General features: G+C 63.8%; 18 protein-coding genes. 8 read left to right on the top strand and 10 right to left on the bottom strand.

Annotation, left to right across the window (positions count from 1 at the left end; all coding sequences use genetic code 11):
* Nucleotides 1-33: 33 nt before the first annotated feature.
* On the top strand, nucleotides 34-2319 hold the full coding sequence (locus NYR54_RS06680; RefSeq protein ID WP_261514830.1) for an NADP-dependent malic enzyme: 2286 nt from the start codon (nucleotides 34-36) through the stop codon (nucleotides 2317-2319).
* Nucleotides 2320-2324: 5 nt separating this feature from the next.
* Here NYR54_RS06680 and olsB read toward each other — a convergent pair whose 3' ends face one another.
* From olsB to sppA, 7 genes are all read right to left on the bottom strand, one after another.
* Nucleotides 2325-3236, bottom strand: a complete 912-nt coding sequence (olsB, locus tag NYR54_RS06685) for a l-ornithine N(alpha)-acyltransferase (RefSeq protein ID WP_423738577.1) — start codon at nucleotides 3234-3236, stop codon at nucleotides 2325-2327.
* A 73-nt stretch (nucleotides 3237-3309) separates the two neighbouring features.
* Nucleotides 3310-5517 carry a PAS domain-containing sensor histidine kinase gene (locus NYR54_RS06690; RefSeq protein WP_261514831.1) on the bottom strand — a complete coding sequence of 736 codons (2208 nt, stop codon included), beginning with the start codon at nucleotides 5515-5517 and terminating at the stop codon, nucleotides 3310-3312.
* Nucleotides 5518-5633: 116 nt separating this feature from the next.
* Nucleotides 5634-6623, bottom strand: a complete 990-nt coding sequence (gene acuI / locus NYR54_RS06695; RefSeq protein ID WP_261514832.1) for an acrylyl-CoA reductase (NADPH) — start codon at nucleotides 6621-6623, stop codon at nucleotides 5634-5636.
* Nucleotides 6624-6757: 134 nt separating this feature from the next.
* A complete protein-coding gene (gene lhpI / locus NYR54_RS06700) occupies nucleotides 6758-7732 on the bottom strand; it encodes a bifunctional Delta(1)-pyrroline-2-carboxylate/Delta(1)-piperideine-2-carboxylate reductase (protein WP_261514833.1) in 975 nt (324 codons plus the stop codon).
* Entirely contained in the window at nucleotides 7729-8046 is a 318-nt protein-coding gene (locus NYR54_RS06705; RefSeq protein WP_261514834.1) for a LapA family protein, read from the bottom strand. The genes lhpI and NYR54_RS06705 overlap by 4 nt, the downstream gene beginning before the upstream one ends.
* A gap of 11 nt (nucleotides 8047-8057) precedes the next feature.
* Nucleotides 8058-8342, bottom strand: coding sequence for an integration host factor subunit beta (locus NYR54_RS06710; RefSeq protein WP_261514835.1), 285 nt, complete (start codon nucleotides 8340-8342; stop codon nucleotides 8058-8060).
* Between the two features lie 64 nt (nucleotides 8343-8406).
* Nucleotides 8407-9375 (bottom strand): signal peptide peptidase SppA, encoded by a 969-nt coding sequence (gene sppA / locus NYR54_RS06715; RefSeq protein WP_261514836.1) that lies wholly within the window; start codon nucleotides 9373-9375, stop codon nucleotides 8407-8409.
* A gap of 261 nt (nucleotides 9376-9636) precedes the next feature.
* Here sppA and lptC point away from each other — a divergent pair, with 261 nt between their 5' ends.
* The 3 genes from lptC (at nucleotide 9637) to lptB (ending at nucleotide 11690) form a co-directional block, all read left to right on the top strand.
* Nucleotides 9637-10344: an LPS export ABC transporter periplasmic protein LptC gene (gene lptC / locus NYR54_RS06720; protein WP_261514837.1), complete on the top strand. Its 708-nt coding sequence runs from the start codon at nucleotides 9637-9639 to the stop codon at nucleotides 10342-10344.
* Between the two features lie 10 nt (nucleotides 10345-10354).
* The gene (locus tag NYR54_RS06725; RefSeq protein WP_261514838.1) at nucleotides 10355-10882 is read left to right on the top strand and encodes an LptA/OstA family protein; all 528 of its coding nucleotides are present in this window, start codon (nucleotides 10355-10357) and stop codon (nucleotides 10880-10882) included.
* Nucleotides 10883-10955: 73 nt separating this feature from the next.
* The gene (gene lptB, locus NYR54_RS06730; RefSeq protein WP_261514973.1) at nucleotides 10956-11690 is read left to right on the top strand and encodes an LPS export ABC transporter ATP-binding protein; all 735 of its coding nucleotides are present in this window, start codon (nucleotides 10956-10958) and stop codon (nucleotides 11688-11690) included.
* On the opposite strand, the gene NYR54_RS06735 is transcribed toward lptB, so the two are convergent.
* Complete coding sequence (locus tag NYR54_RS06735) at nucleotides 11680-12519, bottom strand: DUF2243 domain-containing protein (protein WP_261514839.1); 840 nt, start codon at nucleotides 12517-12519, stop codon at nucleotides 11680-11682. The genes lptB and NYR54_RS06735 overlap by 11 nt on opposite strands.
* A gap of 177 nt (nucleotides 12520-12696) precedes the next feature.
* Here NYR54_RS06735 and rpoN point away from each other — a divergent pair, with 177 nt between their 5' ends.
* The 4 genes from rpoN to NYR54_RS06755 all read left to right on the top strand — a co-directional run bounded on the left by rpoN (nucleotide 12697) and on the right by NYR54_RS06755 (nucleotide 16300).
* A complete protein-coding gene (gene rpoN, locus NYR54_RS06740; RefSeq protein WP_261514840.1) occupies nucleotides 12697-14193 on the top strand; it encodes an RNA polymerase factor sigma-54 in 1497 nt (498 codons plus the stop codon).
* Between the two features lie 247 nt (nucleotides 14194-14440).
* A complete protein-coding gene (gene hpf, locus NYR54_RS06745) occupies nucleotides 14441-15031 on the top strand; it encodes a ribosome hibernation-promoting factor, HPF/YfiA family (protein WP_261514841.1) in 591 nt (196 codons plus the stop codon).
* Nucleotides 15032-15077: 46 nt separating this feature from the next.
* Nucleotides 15078-15542 (top strand): PTS IIA-like nitrogen regulatory protein PtsN, encoded by a 465-nt coding sequence (gene ptsN, locus NYR54_RS06750; RefSeq protein ID WP_261514842.1) that lies wholly within the window; start codon nucleotides 15078-15080, stop codon nucleotides 15540-15542.
* A gap of 182 nt (nucleotides 15543-15724) precedes the next feature.
* On the top strand, nucleotides 15725-16300 hold the full coding sequence (locus tag NYR54_RS06755; RefSeq protein WP_261514843.1) for a transglycosylase SLT domain-containing protein: 576 nt from the start codon (nucleotides 15725-15727) through the stop codon (nucleotides 16298-16300).
* A gap of 50 nt (nucleotides 16301-16350) precedes the next feature.
* On the opposite strand, the gene NYR54_RS06760 is transcribed toward NYR54_RS06755, so the two are convergent.
* Together NYR54_RS06760 and rnk are read right to left on the bottom strand one after the other, a co-directional pair.
* A complete protein-coding gene (locus NYR54_RS06760; protein ID WP_261514844.1) occupies nucleotides 16351-16890 on the bottom strand; it encodes a GreA/GreB family elongation factor in 540 nt (179 codons plus the stop codon).
* A gap of 148 nt (nucleotides 16891-17038) precedes the next feature.
* Nucleotides 17039-17488, bottom strand: a complete 450-nt coding sequence (gene rnk / locus NYR54_RS06765) for a nucleoside diphosphate kinase regulator (protein ID WP_261514845.1) — start codon at nucleotides 17486-17488, stop codon at nucleotides 17039-17041.
* Nucleotides 17489-17772: the final 284 nt, after the last annotated feature.

Raw genomic sequence — 17772 nt, forward strand, 5'->3', positions numbered from 1 at the left:
AGAAAGCCTGTGGCGGGAGGAGAACAAGAGGCGATGGCGGATGCGAACAAGCGGGAAGGATTAGGCCCGTCGGTCGGCCAGCAGGAGGCGCTTGACTTTCATGCCACTGGCAGGCCCGGGAAACTGGAGGTCAACCCCACAAAGCCGATGGCCACGCAGCGGGATCTCTCGCTTGCCTATTCGCCGGGCGTGGCCGCGCCGGTGAAGGCCATCGCGGAAGACCCCGGAAAGGCCTTTGACTATACCACGCGCGGCAATCTGGTCGCCGTCATCTCAAATGGCACGGCAATCCTGGGCCTCGGCAATCTCGGAGCGCTCGCCTCCAAGCCGGTGATGGAAGGCAAGGCTGTGCTTTTCAAGCGATTCGCCGACGTGGATTCTATCGATCTGGAAATCGACACCACGGACGTCGATGAGTTCATCAACTGCGTGCGTTTTCTGGGCCCGTCCTTCGGCGGCATCAATCTGGAAGACATCAAGGCACCCGATTGCTTCATCATCGAAAGCCGCCTGCGCGAGCTGATGGACATTCCCGTCTTCCACGACGACCAGCACGGGACAGCCATCATCGCCGCGGCCGGTCTCATCAACGCGCTGGACCTGACCGGCCGCGACATGAAGACGGCCCGCCTTGTCTGCAATGGCGCGGGCTCGGCAGGCATCGCCTGTGTCGAGCTCATCAAGTCAATGGGCTTCAACCCGGAAAACATCATCCTGTGTGACACCAAGGGCGTAGTCTACAAGGGTCGCACCGATGGCATGAACCAGTGGAAGTCGGCTCATGCGGTGGAAACCGACAGGCGTACGCTCGCCGAAGCACTCGACGGCGCCGACATCTTCTTTGGCCTCTCCGCCAAGGGCGCGCTGACTCCCGCTATGGTACGCTCAATGGCGAAGAATCCGATCATCTTCGCCATGGCCAATCCGGACCCGGAAATCACGCCGGAGGAGGTGGCGGAGATCCGCACCGACGCGATCATGGCCACCGGGCGTTCGGACTATCCGAACCAGATCAACAACGTGCTCGGCTTCCCCTACATCTTCCGCGGCGCGCTCGACGTGCGCGCGACCACCATCAACGACGAGATGAAGGTGGCGGCGGCCGAGGCCCTTGCCGCGCTCGCGCGCCAGGACGTGCCGGACGATGTGGCAGCCGCCTATCAGGGGAACCGGCCCAAATACGGCCCCAACTACATCATCCCCGTACCCTTCGATCCCCGGCTGATCACGTCGGTGCCGCCGGCCGTGGCGAAGGCGGCGATGGAAACGGGCGTGGCGCGCCGGCCCATTCTCGACATGGAACGGTACGTCAACGAACTGTCCGCGCGGCGCGATCCCATCGCATCGACGCTCCAGCGCATTTACGACCGGGTGCGCCGCCAGCCCAAGCGGATCGTCTTCGCCGAGGGCGAGGAGGAGCAGATGATGCGCGCGGCGGTCTCCTACGTGAACCAGAAGCTGGGCACGGCCATCCTACTCGGCCGCGAGGAGCGTATACGTGAGACGGCGCGGAACGCGGGCGTCGATCTCGCCCGCCCGGGCATCGAAATCATCAATGCGCGGCTATCGCGCCGCAACGGCATCTATGCGGATTTCCTCTACGAGCGCCTGCAGCGCAAGGGCTATCTCTTCCGCGATTGCCAGCGCCTCATCAACAACGACCGCAACCACTTCGCCGCGTGCATGGTCGCGCTGAGTGATGCCGACGGCATGGTCACCGGTCTCACGCGCAACTATTCCACCGCGCTCGACGATGTGCGCCGGGTTATCGATGCCCGGCCCGGCCACCGGGTGATCGGCGTATCGATCGTGCTGGCGCGCGGGCGCACGGTGATCGTGGCAGATACGGCCGTTCACGACATGCCTGATGCCAACCAGATTGCCGATATCGCCGAGGAGACGGCGAATTTCGCCCGACGCATGGGGTATGAGCCGCGCATCGCCATGCTTGCCTATTCCACCTTCGGCCATCCGCCCGGCGAGCGTTCCGAACGCATTCAGGAAGCCGTGAACATTCTCGAGAAGCGACGGGTGGACTTCGAGTTCGACGGCGAGATGGCGGCCGACGTGGCGCTCAATCCCCGGCTGATGCATCAGTACCCGTTCTGCCGCCTTTCCGGGCCGGCCAACGTGCTCATCATGCCGGCCTTCCACTCGGCATCCATCTCGACCAAGATGCTGCAGGAGCTGGGCGGCTCGACGGTCATCGGTCCGCTGCTTGTCGGCCTCAACAAGCCGGTTCAGATCGTGTCGATGAACGCGAAGGATTCCGATATCGTCAACATGGCAGCCATCGCGGCCTACAGCGCCGACCAGTAGCTGCCTCAGCGGTTATCGAGATCCTGTACCGCGAAACGCTCCGCCTCCGCGCCGTAGTGGGCGATATAGCGCTGTGAGATCATCTCCACCGGCAGCACCACCAGCACGTCGGTGGTGCCGAAATCGTGGTCGATCACACAGCCTTCGCCGAACCTCGCACCGAGCCTTAGATAGCCCTTGATCAGCGGCGGCATGGCCGAGAGGGCGGCCCTGGCATCGACCCCCTCGGGCGGCATTAGATCCATGCAGGCGTAGCGGTGGGCCTTGGCGCGCACGTCCCAAGGCTCCTCCGCGCGGCAGAAATGGGAAAGATAGGACAAGGCTTGCGCGTGAGCGGCCGGCACGATTCCGGGGAAGGAGGCGCAGCCTGTCATGACGTCGAAACGGTAGCGTCTGCAATAGGCCCAAATGCCTTGCCACAGAAGCTCGATCGTGCGACGGGAGCGGTAGGCCGGCAGAACGCAGGAGCGTCCCAGCTCTAGAAAACGCCGCCCGTGATGGCGCTCGATCAGACGATTGAGCTCGAACTCATCCTCTGAGTAGAAGCCGCCCGTCATCGCGGCGCGCTCCTGCGGTAGAAGGCGGTAGGTGCCCACAACACGGTCTTCTGTCGGGCCAGCCGACTCGGTGTCGATCACCAGAAGGTGATCGCACACGGCGTCGAAACGGTCCGCGTCGCGTTCCTCCTGCGCCGTGATTGCCGGCAGGCGGGCGCCCAATTCCTGATGAAAGACGCGAAAGCGGACCGCCTGGGCTGCGGCGATCTCCTCTTCCTCGCGCGCAAGCCGTACCTCAAGCTGCCCAATCCGGCCCAGGACGGTCTGTTCGGCCAACGCCTCGCAGGCCCTCCTGGCAAGAGCCGGATCGGCGGATTTCTCATTCAGAGCCAAGCCCTGCACGGCTGATTCTCCCTCCATTGCCGCGGCTAGGATAGAATGGGGCTACAACAAAAGGATGGCAAGGGAGCGAGCCGGTTGGCAATGCCCTCACTTACGCGACAACGTGATCCTTCAGCGCCGCGAGCAGATCATCCGGATCGAGCGGCTTGGTGATGAATCCGCTTGCGCTGTTGGCGAGCACGCGCCTGCGGGTCGCCTCCTGCCCGTCGGCGGAGAGTACGAGGATGGGAAGGGGGGCAAGCCCGGTCTCTTCCTCATAGCGGCGGACGCTGGCGATGGCATCGAGCCCGTCCAGTACGGGCATGTGGAGGTCCATGAGCGCCAGATCGTATTCTCGCGAGGGATGGGTGAGCGCGTCGACAGCCGCCCGCCCGTTGAAAACGACCGAAACCTGATGCCCTGCCCTCGTGAGCGCCGCGCGCACCAGCATTGCGTTGATCTCGTTGTCCTCCGCGACCAGCACCCGGAGCCCGCGCCCGGCTTTCGGCTGCGCCGGATTCTCCATGTCTTCACGCCCAGGCGCTTCCGGAACGCCCGCCTCCGCCGGGCGGCCGTTGAGCAGCAGCCGCAGAAGCGTGCGTCCGCGCACCGGGCGAGCGACAAAGGCGTCGTAACCCTTGGCTCGGAAAAGGGCGATCCGCTTGCGATCGCCGGGTGAGATCAGCGTCAGCGCCTGGGCGGCGCGCAGGCCGTTCCCACGAAGCCGGCCGAGCAGATCAGCTGCCTCGTCTTCCAGCGAAGCGTCGATGAGAACGGCCTCGAACGGGGTCTTGCGGCGGCGCAGAAGCACAAGTGCGCTTTTCTCCCCATCCAGCACACGCGCCTTACCGCCATAGGCGCGCACGGTCCGGGCAAGCGCCTCTCCCTCCACCGCATACGGGGTGAGAATGACGACATCCCAGCCTTTAAGCGCGAGCGCTACATCCTGCGGCCCGGCATCGGCTTCCTGCAAAGGCAGGCACACGGTAAAGGCTGCCCCCTCTCCTGGCGCGCTTTCAACGGAGATCGTGCCGCCCATGGCTTCCACCAGCCTTCGCGTGATGGCAAGGCCGAGCCCTGCGCCGTCCTGCCGGCCGGGAGTCCCCTTGGCGGCCTGCTCGAACTCCTCGAAAATGCGCTGGGCCGCTTCGGGCTCGAGGCCGGGGCCCGTGTCATCCACCTTGAAGGCGAGCGAGGGGCGATCGCCCTGCCTGGCCCATGTCACGGTAACGAGTACGCCGCCCTCATCGGTGAACTTGATAGCGTTGCCGAGGAGGTTGAGCAGAATCTGGCGCAGCCGCCCCGGATCGGCGGTGATCGTTTCAGGCACATCGGGCGCGATATGGCAGCCAAGCCCGATCCCCTTGGCGAAGGCGCGCGAAGCGAGCAGTTCCACGACGTTCTCCACCAATTCGCGCACGGCCACGCGCTGAAGCTCCAGCTCAAGCCTCCCAGCCTCGATCTTGGAGTAGTCGAGCAGGTCTTTGATGAGCGCCAGCAGCGCGTTGGCGGAGGCGGAAATGGCGCCGATGTAGGTGCGCTGTTCCGCCGTGAGCCGGGTGCCGGCAAGCAGCGCCGTCATCCCCAGTATCCCGTTCATGGGGGTGCGGATTTCGTGGCTGACCGTGGCCAGGAAGCGCGACTTGGCCAGGCTCGCCTGCTCCGCGCGCTCGCGCGCGTTGACGAGCGCCATCTCGGCCCGTTTGCGGCTGGTGATGTCGCGCGCGATGGCCCAATGCGAGGCGGTGCCGTCGCGGTTGCGCAGGGAAAGCTCGGTCCACGCGAACCAACGCAGGCCGCCCTGCGTGTGAATGGCGACATCCGTTGTACCGAGATTTTCGCTGCCCGAGAAGCCATCCGGCACGGCCGGAACTTCTATGCCGAACTGGCCGAGTTTTTTGCCCGCAAGCTCCTGCGGCTCCATCTCCAGCAGATTAGCGAGAACGCGGTTCGCATAAAGGATGCGGCCGTCACGGTCGCGGTGCACGACAAGATCGCCCAGCGCCTCTAGAAGATCGTGGAAGCGCTGCTCGCTTTCCTGCATCTCCCACATGCGGTCGGCAAGCAGCTCGATCTGTCTTTCCACAGACTCTCCGGCGGCAGCGGCATCACGCGCTGCCAGGCGTCGATTGATCAGCCCCCACAGGATGGACGCAGCACCAAGAAGAATCGCGAAACCAGTGACCGGCCTGGCACCGCCGGTCATATGGGACAGCACCGCAAGCAACAGGATCAGGATGCCGAGGACGAGCAGACTGAGAACCGGCATTGGCCGCGCCGGCCGCGCATGCGGATCGGCGCGCAGCATACCGGCCGCCATGGGTTGTTCAAGCAACTCGTTGGTACCTGCCACCTTCATGGCGGGCAGGATACAGGCCGCGAATTACGGAAGCCTGTGGCAATTCAGCCAAATTTTAGCGTTCCGCAAAAGCCTTTCTACATCTTGACGACCAGACGGCCACGGACCTTTCCGGCAATGATGTCCTCGGCGGCCTTCGGGATGTCGCGGAAGGAAATGGTGCTGGTGAGGGCGGCAAGCCTTGCGTGATCCAGTTCAGTCCCGATACGCTGCCACGCTTCAAGCCGCGGCGGCTTGGGCGCCATCACCGAATCGATGCCGAGCAGCGAGACACCGCGCAGGATAAAAGGTGCCACGGTCGCGGGCAAATCCATGCCCTGCGCGAGGCCGCAGGCGGCGACCGCGCCGCCATAGCTTGTCATGGACAGAACATTGGCCAGCGTATGGCTGCCGACCGCATCGATACCGCCGGCCCAGCGTTCCTTGCCGAGTGGCCGCGCGGGACCCGCGAGCTCCTCCCGCGAAATGATCTCGCTGGCGCCCAGATACTTCAGATATTCCGTCTCCGCGGTGCGTCCGGTGGACGCCACGATGTGATAGCCGAGCCTGGACAAGAGGGCGATGGCGACGGACCCTACGCCGCCCGCCGCGCCCGTGACGATGACGGGGCCGCGGTCCGGCGTAATTCCATGGCGCTCGAGCGCCATGATGGCGAGCATGGCCGTGTAACCCGCCGTTCCGACAGCCATGGCGTCATGAACGCTCATGCCCTCCGGCAGCGGCACCAGCCAATCGCCGGAGACTCGGGCACGGCCCGCATAGGCGCCATAATGGGTCTCGCCTAGACCCCAGCCGTTCAGAACCACCTTGTCGCCCTCTTTCCATTCCGGATGGTTCGAGCGGACAACCGTGCCTGCTAGGTCCACGCCGGGGATCATCGGGAAGCGGCGTATAACCGGTGCCTTGCCGGTAATTGCCAGCCCATCCTTGTAGTTCACCGTCGTTGCCTCGACCGCGATGGTTACGTCGCCCGGCATCAACTCGTCCTCGCCCATCTCGACAAAGGAGACCCGTTGCTTCTTCTCCTCGTCGCGGGTGATGAGAACAGCTTCGAAACGTTCGCTCATAATGCTTCTCCGTCTGGGCCCGATGGGCATTCAGGCTGAGGATCTTTTCCGCACAGAGTCAAAACCCAACATCCTTTGAGACGCTTTCACGGTCCAGCGGGAAGAGACGCGCCTCCACCAGCACCCGCGAAGCGTCAGTGCGGGCCGGTTTCGCCGTTGAAGGCTTTATAGACGGCAATTCCCGCGGCCAGATCTTCGATGGCCGCGCCCACCGATTTGAAGAGCGTGATCTCGTCCGGGCTTTGCCGCCCCGGCCTTTCACCGCGTGAAAGCTCGAAAAGATCGGCCTTGATGTCCTGAAGCGCCAGCGCGCCCGACTTGATGGCCTGCACGATGTCGCCAGCCTCCTTGGTGGCGCCGGCGCGGGTGTCCACATAGACGGCGGAGCGTGAAATCGCAGCATCGTCGCCCTCGCGCATTGTCGGCGCATAGGCGCCCACGAGGTCCACATGGGTGCCGGGCCTGAGGAATTGGCCGCGCACCAGCGGCTCGGACGACAAGGTGGCGCAGGAAACAATGTCCGCCCAGCTCACCGCCGCGTCGAGATTGCCGGCCATGCTGGCGTGATACCCCTCGGCGCGCAGCGCCTCGGCCACTTTTTCCGCATTGGCGGGCGTGCGGTTCCAGATTTTGATCTCTCTGATCGGGCGCTGGCTGGCATGAGCCCGCGCCAGATGCGGCGCGAGCGCCCCCGCGCCTACCACCAGCAGGCGTTCGGCGTCCTCACGCGCCAGATAGGATGCGGCAAGGGCCGAGGCGCAGGCGGTGCGCCAGAGGGTCAGCCGCTGGCCGTCGATCAGGGCGCGCGGCTCGCCCGTGGCTCCGTCAAGCAGCAGATAGACGCCCATGATCGCGGGCTTGCCGATAGTGTTGTTGTCCGGAGAGACGGTGACGACCTTGACCCCGATATAGGTCTCGCCTGTTCCATTCGACGGATCGCTCCAGGCAGGCATGAGGAGAAGCGTCACATCCGAGCCCTGCGGCCGCTCCACCGTATGATGGTGGCGCAGCGGCTGCACGGCGCCGGCGCGGAACGCCTCGCGCAGGATGTCCACCAGCCCGGCATGGGTCAGGCAGCGGTCAATGTCCTCGGCGGAAATATGGATCATGCGGCAGGATCGGTGGAAGCAAGCGCCCGCTGGCCGCTGTCGTGGCGCAGCCGCTCGAGCTCCTGCGTGCGTTCGCGTGCAAGCCGCCGGTACCGCCCCTGCCGGACCCAGGTGACCGCGCCGCCGACAATCACGCCGAGAATGAGGGCTAGGAAGAGATGAACGAATAGAGGCAGTTCGATCGTCAGGCCGGGATTCCCCGGATTGAACGGGTCGAGCGTGAACGGTGTCATCGCTCGGTTGGCGACCGCAAGGGCAACGAGGATGATCGCCAGCGGTACGACAACTACGGCGATGATGACCCGGTGCAGCATAGAGAGCGCCTTTAGCTGTCGGCGTTCAGCCGTTCGCGCAGCTCCTTGCCGGTCTTGAAAAAGGGAACCCACTTTTCCTCGACGTAGACGGTCTCGCCGGTTCGCGGATTGCGTCCTTTCCGCGCCGGGCGGTTCTTCACCGAAAAGGCGCCGAAGCCCCTGAGTTCGACGCGATTGCCCTGGGCGAGGGCTTCCGTAATCTCGTCAAAGATCGCGTTGACGATATTCTCCACGTCCCGCAGGAACAAATGCGGGTTGCGGTTCGCAATGGTCTGCACGAGCTCGGACTTGATCATGGCTTCGGTTCCGCCGCTTCTGGTTGCCTAGGCTGCCAGATAGTGAACTGAATTATCTATGTTTTCAATCCGGCAGGGCCATTCGTTCAGGTTGCCAGAGCGACAAGAGGCCGTCAAGAAAGATGCGTTTCCCGGCAAGCTGGTCCCAAATGTCGCCGGACGGCAGGCCGAGAAGCCGTGCCGTCCACTGCGCCGCAAAACCCGGCAGGAAGAGTGAGCCGTCAGCGTTGCGCGGCTTCCATTCGACGATCTCCAGTTCCGCGCTCACCCCCTGCTCGACAAGCCAGTCCTTTGCCTCGCGCACGCCGCCGAGCGCATCCACGAGTTTCAGCTGAAGCGCCTGGCGCCCCGTGAAAATGGAACCATCGGCGAGGGCCAGCACCTCATCCCGCGGAAGCGCGCGCCGGTCAGCGATGAGATCGACAAACCAGTTGTAGCTGTCCCGCACCATCGCCATGAGCATTTCGCGCTCTTCCTGGGTTGTCGGGTTGAAGGGCGACGGTTCGGATTTAAGCGGCGCCGACTTCACTTCCTCCACCTTCACGCCGATCTTGTCCAAGAGCCCGGTGATCTGCGGATACTGAACGATGACGCCGATGGAGCCGACGATGGAGGTTTGGCGCGCGACGATATAATCAGCGGCGGACGCAACCATATAGCCCGCCGAGGCTGCCAGCGTGCCCACCTGTGCGACGACCGGCTTTTCCTCCGCCAGCCGGCGGACCGCCTCGAAAATGGCTTCACCGCCCGCCGTGGTGCCGCCGGGCGTGTCAACTGTCAGGATGACCCCCTTGACCGCGCTCGACTCGCGCACGCTTTCCAGAAGGTCGAGAAGTTCTTCGTCTTCAAGGATCGTGCCTTCAACGCGCACCTGCGCAATGTGCGAGCTCGTAAAGGAGAGTGCGTCGCCAAACAGCCAGCGCGCGGTGGCAAGAAGCGCGAATGCGATAAAGAGGAATGTGGCAGCACGCCAGAAGGTCACCTTGCGCCTCAGGCGCCGCCGGTCGATCAGGTCGTCGGCTCGGGTGGACATGGGAAAGCCTCGCAACTGTCGCAAATGCTGTTCGGCTTGCCTTTTAGACGAAGCCACGCATATGAGCTACCGTGTTTCGCGCCCTCGTGATCACAACTCATCGCCAAGTATTTGAGCTTCGCGCAAAATAGCCATATTACAGTTGCAACGGCGACACCGGGCGGGGGCCGGCCAGCTGCAAAACCATGGGCGGCAGGAGCTTGCCGGCGGCGGCCTTTCGACGGGCGCGGAAGACTCGCGGCCTCTATCTGGAGCGAGCGGATGACGAGCGCGGTCATGGCTGAAGTGGACGAAAGCGGGGCGCATGCAATCAAGCGCAGCGAGCGCGGAGCGGAAGCTTTCGCGCGCGCCAGGCGGCATTCGCGCCTCGTGCGCGTCCTGAAATTCGTGCTGCCCGGAGCGGCAATCGTCATCACCGCGCTGTTTCTCGGCTACTCCCTTCTGTCATCGGCCGGCTGGGGCGGAGTCGATCTCGGCTTGACCTCCATCGAGAACGGCGAGCTGGTGATGCGGAATCCCTCGCTCGACGGCTACACCCGCGAAAATTTGCCCTACAGCATGACGGCCGAGCGCGCGCGCCAAGCCGTGGGAGACGAAAACGGAGCGATAAGGCTGGAGGGGATCCAGGCTTCGCTGCCGCTCGATGAGACCGACCGCGCCACGCTGACGGCGCGTTCGGGCGTCTTTGACCGGCAGAAGGACCGCCTGACACTTTCAGAAGGCATCACGATGACCACTACCTCCGGCATCGTCGCGCGCCTGCAGTCGGCCGAGGTCGATATCGGCGCAAATGTCCTGAGCTCCGACGAGCCGGTGCAGATCGAGATGGAAGGAATGCGCCTGCGCGCGGACACTTTCCGCGCCAGCGACGGCGGCAACAAGCTAATATTCGAGAATCGCGTGCGCATGGAGCTGGATCCAGCCACGATCAGGCAAAACCGGGAAGAGGAGAGCGGAAACGATGAATAGCAGGCCCCACATGCTGATGATTCTTGCCTTGGGGCTCCTCTTCCCGCCCGCGGCCTTGGCGCAAGAGGGTCAAGCTGGCGCGACCCGGCTCAACCTTTCGAGCGACGAACCGATCCAGATCGAAAGCGACCGGTTCGAAGTGGATGAAAGCAAGAATATCGGCGTCTTCATTGGCAATGTGTCGGTGGTGCAGGGCGCGACACTGCTGAAGACGGCGCGCATGACGGTCCATTACGCCAAAAGCAATGGCTCTGCGACTACGGGCAGCGCACAGATCGAGCGCCTGGAGGCGGAGGGCGGTGTCTACCTTAAGTCCGAAGGCCAGGTAGCGACCGGCGATCGCGGCACCTTCGACATGAAGACCGAGGTGCTCGTACTGACCGGTGATGAGGTCGTGCTGACGGAGGGCAAGAACGTCATCGTTGGCTGCGCGCTAACCGTTCAGATGAAAACGGGACACGCAACGCTCGAAAGCTGCAAGAGCGGCGAGTCGCCTGGCCGTGTGAGAATGCTCCTGACGCCCGAGTCCCAGAACTGACGGCGATCCAGTGACCATCCATCCCAGCAAGCGCAAAAACGGCAGGGCGCCGGAAACGACGCCGGGTCCCGATCTGGAGCGTTACAAGGGCACGCTGATCGCCCGCGGCCTGACCAAGTCCTACAAGAACCGCCAGGTCGTTAGCGGCGTGTCCTTTGGCGTGCGTGCAGGCGAAGCCGTCGGCCTTCTAGGCCCCAACGGCGCCGGAAAGACCACCTGCTTCTACATGGTCACCGGGCTCGTGCCGGTCGATCAGGGAAGCATCCACATCGATGGCCACGACGTTACGGCCATGCCGATGTACCGGCGGGCGCGGCTTGGCGTCGGCTATCTGCCCCAGGAAGCCTCCATCTTCAGGGGCCTGACGGTGGAAAAGAACATCCGCGCCATTCTCGAGGTGGTGGAAAAAAGCCGCAAGGAGCGCGAACGTACGCTCGATGCGCTGCTCGAGGAGTTTCACATCAGCCATCTGCGCAAAGCCCCCGCCATCTCCCTTTCAGGGGGCGAGCGCCGGCGGCTGGAGATTGCGCGGGCGCTGGCCAGCCGGCCGAATTTCATGCTGCTCGACGAACCCTTCGCAGGCATCGACCCGATCGCCGTGACCGATATTCAGCAGCTCGTCAAGCACCTGACGGCGCGCGGCATCGGTGTGCTGATCACCGATCACAATGTGCGCGAGACATTGGGCCTAATTGACCGGGCCTACATCATACATGCCGGCCAGGTGCTTACCCACGGCAGGCCGCAGGACATTGTCGGCAATGCCGACGTGCGCCGCCTCTATCTCGGCGAAGGCTTTACGCTCTGAGCGGCTTGCGTCCGCTCAAATCCACCGGTCCGCGCGTCCAGCCGAGACATCCCGCTGGCAGCAGCGATCCGCCGACCACCAAAGCCCCTTGGGCGTAGAGCCTCAGCGCGTTCGTGCCCTCCGGCACCTCGATCGCCCAAACCTGGTCGGAAGGATCCGACCAGACGAGCCGGCCTGCCACGGCGTTCATCGCCGCGGCGGCCTGCCCAGGCGTGACGCCTGGCCTGAACACTACCAGCAGAGGGCCCTGAGCGAGGCCCGCGGGAGGCAACGATGCCCAGGTCCCGCCCGCCAGAGTGAGGACGATCAAGGTAGCGGCTGCGCCCGGCCGGGTGCCGGAGCCCGGCTTGTCCGTCCGCAGAAGCCAGCCAACGGCAAGCGGCAGGATTCCAAAGACGATGAACCAGGCCAGATCCCATACCAGCGGTGTGGCGGAATCCATCCGGATGCGATGGATGCCGAGAAACCAATGGGAAGCGAATGCATCGAGAATGTGCCACACGCCTAGGCCGATCAGTGCGCAGGCGGCCAGAAACCGGTCGGCCCCTGGTGCCGCGAACTCCTCATGGGAACGCCACAGCAGATAAAGGCCCGCGAAGCCGATCAGATACATGAGAAGGTGGAACAGCCCGTCCGCCATGATCTGGAAACGGAGATCATCGAACCGTCCGCCCCGCAGCCCGGAAAGCAGGTGGTGCCACTGCAGCACCTGATGCAGCAGAATGCCGTCGAAGAACCCGCCGATGGCAAAGCCCAGCATGTAGCCAGCCCAGCCGAGGGCGGGTGAGAAGCGGTTAGACGGGCGCGTTCTGTCTGCAAGGGCTATCATTCGGGTTCACACGATGGGCCAAGGTGCGGTCCGTAACCCGCTCCTGCCTGCGCCTGTTCCCAGGCTCGCCATGCGGATTTTCCGACTGCCATTGACGCCAGCGTGACGCGCTTCCTTGACAAGCAAATCCCAGGCCAGTTTTATCTGCCCCGCGCGGGTATCGTTCAGGAAGCGTGCATGTCGCTGTCCCCCAAATTGCAACTGCGGCAGACTCAGTCGCTGGTCATGACACCGCAATTGCTGCAGTCGATCCGGCTACTGCAGCTCACTCACACCGAGCTGGAGCAGTTCATCGCCTCCGAGATCGAATCCAATCCCCTGCTTGAGCGCGATGAACGCGGCGACCGCGAGGCCGAGATGGAGCTGGAGGGGACAGGGGGTGAGTACGACGCTCTCCCCTATAGCGCCGCCTCAATGGCGGAGCGGCTCGACAGCTCGCTCGAAAACCTGTTCCCCGACGATCCCGGTGTGCAGGAGACCATTGGTCCGGACCTCTCGGCGCAATGGCGGTCGGCAGCCGGCAATGGGATTGCCGCGGCCGGCAATGACGACTTCAACCTGGAAGCGGTGGCGGCTGCGCCGGTCACGCTGCGGGAGCACCTGCGCGAGCAGATCGCCTTCGCCTTTCACGATCCCGCCTCCCGTATTCTGGCCGAAGCGCTGACCGAGGAGCTTGACGAGGCGGGCTACCTTGCCGCTGACCTGGACGAGATCGCGCTCCGCGCCGGCGCGGACCGCGCGATGCTGGATCGCGTCCTGGAAACGTGCCGAACCTTCGATCCGCCGGGGCTGTTTGCGCGCGACCTTGCCGATTGCCTGGCCCTTCAGCTCAAGGCGCGAGATCGGCTGGACCCCGCCATGCAGGCGCTGCTTTCCCATCTCGATCTGCTTGCTCGGCGCGATTTCCGAACGCTGAAGCGGCTGTGCGGCGTCGACGAGGAAGATCTGGTGGACATGCTGGCCGAAATCCGCACGCTGGATCCCAGACCCGGCGCAGCCTTCACCAGCGGGACGGCCGACCCGATCGTGCCAGATGTCATCGTGCGCAGGTCCGCCGATGGCAGCTGGGCCGTGGAGCTCAATCCGGAGGCGCTGCCGCGGGTCTTGGTGGATGAAACCTACTTCGCCACCGTGTCCGCCCGCGCCAGGGGCGAGGAAAAGCTGTTTCTTTCCGAGTGCCTGCAGAATGCCAATTGGCTCGTCCGCAGCCTCGATCAGCGCGCCCGCACCATTCTCAAGGTCACGTCCGAAATCGTGCGCCGGCAGGATGCTTTTCTAACGCATGGCGTGCGCCATCTGCGCCCGCTCAAGCTGCGCGACGTGGCTGAGGCGATCGGCATGCACGAATCGACGGTGAGCCGCGTGGCCGCCAACAAATACATGATGACGCCGCGCGGCGTCTTCGAGCTGCGCTACTTCTTCACCACGGCCATCGCCGCGGCGGATGGAGGTGACGCGCATTCGGCGGAGGCCGTGCGAGACCGCATCCGCGATCTGATCGAGGCGGAGGACGCCTCGTCCGTGCTCTCCGACGATGCCATTGTGGAGCTGCTGCGCAGCGAAGGTGTGGATATCGCCCGCCGCACCGTCGCCAAATATCGGGAGAGCATGAACATTCCCTCCTCGGTGCAGCGGCGCCGCGAAAAGAAGGCTATGGCGGGCGCGGTGGCATAAAGGGTGGTTTGCAGGGCGCGGCAGAATCCCTCACCACCCTCGATTGACAAGCACGGACGGAAGCACTAGAAGCCCGCCCCCATGAGCGGCTGGGTCGGCGACACGATCTCCTGGTTAGTGGCGGCCGAAGCCCAGCCAGCAGTAGACGCCGGAGTACCCTGTTTTACCGCTTAGAAGCCTTGTGCGTGCGGGTCACCTGTATAAACTCTCGGACGTTGAACCCCTGACCAGGAAAGGTCGTTTTCCCATGAGCCTCCGCATATCTGGCAAGCACATGGACATAGGCGACGCGTTCCGGACGCGGATCGAAAGCAGAATCACCGAAGCAGTGGAAAAATATTTCGATGGCGGCTTCTCCGGACGCGTGACTGTGGAGAAGGAGAGGGCGGGCAGTCGTTTTTCCGCTGACTGCACGGTTCACCTCGACACTGGTGCCGTTCTCCAGGCCACCGGTGAGGCGCAGGACCCGCAGATCGCCTTCGACGCCGCCGCCGAGCGCATCGAAAAAAGACTGCGCCGCTACAATCGCAGATTGCGGTCGCATAGCCCCGCCCACCGGGGCAATGGAGTGGCGGAGAGCGATATGACCTATCGCGTGGTCGCACCGGTTCCCGACGACGATGACGAGGTGCCGGAGGATTATGCACCGACCGTGGTGGCCGAGACGCGGCTTCCGCTGAAAACCATGTCGGTCGCTGCCGCTGTGGAAGAGCTGGACATGAAGGACAGCCCGGTTTTCGTCTTCCGCAATGCCGGAAACAACCAGGTGAACATTGTTTATCGGCGGGCCGATGGCAATATCGGCTGGATCGATCCCTCGGTGGCCAGCGGCGGATGATCATTCCGCCGGGTTTGGGGCGCGGCCGAAGCAGAGGATGCTGGAAATGGATCTGAGCGATCTGATCGAGGTCTCGGCGATACTGCCGGCCTTGAAAGCGAATTCCAAGAAGCAGGTCTTGCAGTTACTTGCCGAAAAGGCAGCCGAGGTGACCGGTCTTCCGGAGCGCGAAATCTTCGACACGATTCTGCAGCGCGAGCGCCTGGGCTCCACCGGCGTGGGCAATGGCATCGCCATTCCGCACGGCAAGCTGCCGGGCATCCAGCGCATCACGGGTGTCTTCGCACGGCTGGAGACGCCGGTGGACTTCGATTCTCTTGACGACCTGCCCGTCGATCTTGTCTTTCTTCTCCTGGCGCCCGAAGGGGCCGGCGCAGACCATCTCAAGGCCCTGTCGCGGATTGCGCGCGTGCTGCGCGACACTGATACGACAGCGAAGATCCGCGGCACCAGGGACGCCGCCGCCATCCACACATTCCTCGCCCAAGCACCGGCTTCAAACGCGGCCTGAAGAGAAGAAAACGGACCATGTGAACCGGCCCTTGGCCGGCCGCTTTCCCGTCCGGCGAGCCAGCTATGCACGACCGGCGCGCCGCCATCTTGGCAGGCTTGGCGCGGCTCGAATCATTAACGTCGCCTTAAGCGGAATTTTAGAACTTCGCGATAGGCCTCGCCGCAAAGGCGAGGTCTTATATGCGTGCTGTGTTTCTGATCCTGTTGCTGGCGCTTGCGGGATGCGCCACCGCGCCCCGCAATATCAACAACGCCTGTGCCGTCTTCCAACAGCGGGATGGCTGGTTCAACAACTGGTATAACGCCGCCAAACGCACCGAACGCGCCTATGGCGTTCCGGTATCGGTCCTCATGGCGACCATCAGGGTGGAATCCGGCTTCAAGAGCAATGCGAGGCCGCCACGCAAGAAACTGCTCGGCTTCATCCCTTGGAAGCGCCCCTCAAGCGCCTATGGCTACTCGCAGGCTCTCGACGGCACCTGGCAGGAATACAAGCGCGCGACGGGCCGTTACGGTGCCAGGCGCAGCAATTTCGCGGACGCGATCGACTTCGTTGGATGGTATCACCGTCGCAGCCACGAACGGAACGGGATCGCGCTGAACGACGCCTACAATCTCTATCTTGCCTACTATTCCGGGCACAGCGGCTACGCCAACGGCTCCTGGAAAGGCAATCCGGCCATACAGCGCGCGGCACAGAAAGCTGCCTCCATGGCCCAGACCTACGACGCGCAAATCCGCTCGTGCAGGCTCTAGCCGCTCCAGGGGGAGCGAGCCACCGGCTGCCGTAAAATGCCCGTCCGGCCCTACGCGGCCGACGGACCGGGATCGTCAAAGCCGTCCGGACCAGCATGCATTGGCTGCGGCCGATCTTGCGCCGCGCCGCGGATCAGCCTCAGCTTCGGTCTCCCGCGCGCTGGTTCCGCAAGCCGATCCACCGCCTGCTTTTCGCGCCGTGCTGCCTCGGGCTGGTAGCAGACTTTCTCGAGCCTGATCCGCTCTTCCGCCCCGTCATAATTGATCAGGCTGATTTCCTGGCCTTCCGAAAGCCCGAGGAGCGCGAGCCCCCGCAGGATGGTGATCGGCAGGAACAGGCCCACGGGCGCGTTCATCTGGTCGTGCGAGATTATCCGCGTGTCCGGGTCGCGGCCATTCACGCTGAAGGTGACGCGGCTGTTCAAGGTGGCCACGTTCTCAGGCACATCGTCACGGAACATGACAACCGCGCTCTCAAGCTTTCTTTTCAGGAGCCGCGCAAGAGCATCGTCCGGGTCGGGGCAGCGGTCGCGCATGACTTCGAGGATGGTGAAGTCCTTAGTGGTGAGGATGCATTTCTCGTTCGGCATCGCAGTTCTCCATCGCTCCATCGCGGGAGCCGTTACGTTGAAACGAATTGGAGAATCCCCTGCCCGCGCGTGCGGAGCAGGGGCTAGAAGCCTGCGATGAGGCAGCCCCCGAACAAAGACAGGCGGCACGGCGGCGGAATGGCCCTCGTCATACCACCGCCCCGAGTTCGACATCGGTGTGCTCGGCCGCGACACTGGCCGGTGCCTTCACGCTCATCACGGTGAGCCGATGGGCACGTCCGTCGCGGGCAGTCCAGTCGATGGACTGACTGGCCGAGAGGCCGATCAGCGCGGCCCCGATCGGGGTGAGAATCGAAATCTTGCCTTCGGCGATATCAGCCTCGCCGGGGAAGACCAGCGTCACGTCGCGCTCTTCTCCCGTGTCAGTCTTGAACCGCAGGCTCGATCCCATGCGGACGACGTCGTCCGCGATCACCGCGTCGGCAACCACATGCGCGCGGTTGAGTTCCGCCAGAAGCTGCTCGGCCACTTCCGGGTTCCTCGCCATATGGGACTCGGCGAGCCGCGTCAGCCTCTCATAGTCGGTGCGTGTAATCTTGATAGCGGGCTTACGCCGTCTCTTCGTCTCAGAAACCATCTCACGCCTCCTTGAAAACTGCCTCTCAGCGCATCCTTTGCGCCGATGCGGTCGAGTTATTGTGTTCTTGTGTCGGGAACTGTGTCGCGTACCCGGCCTCGTCTTTCCCGCGGTGCGGGAGACTGGCCTGTTATTGCCCCGCGGCCGGGGCGCGCGACGCGACCTGGCCGGGGGTCAAGTGCCCGCGATGGGGCACACCCTGTAAAACGTAAGGAAATGGCGCGCAGTCTTGTACATGTATCAGAGGTGGGCCTTCGGGAGGAGAAAGTCAAGCTATCCGGCGC

Origin of the sequence: Chelativorans petroleitrophicus (genome assembly GCF_025398195.1) — a bacterium.
Taxonomy (GTDB): Bacteria; Pseudomonadota; Alphaproteobacteria; order Rhizobiales; family Rhizobiaceae; genus Chelativorans; species Chelativorans petroleitrophicus.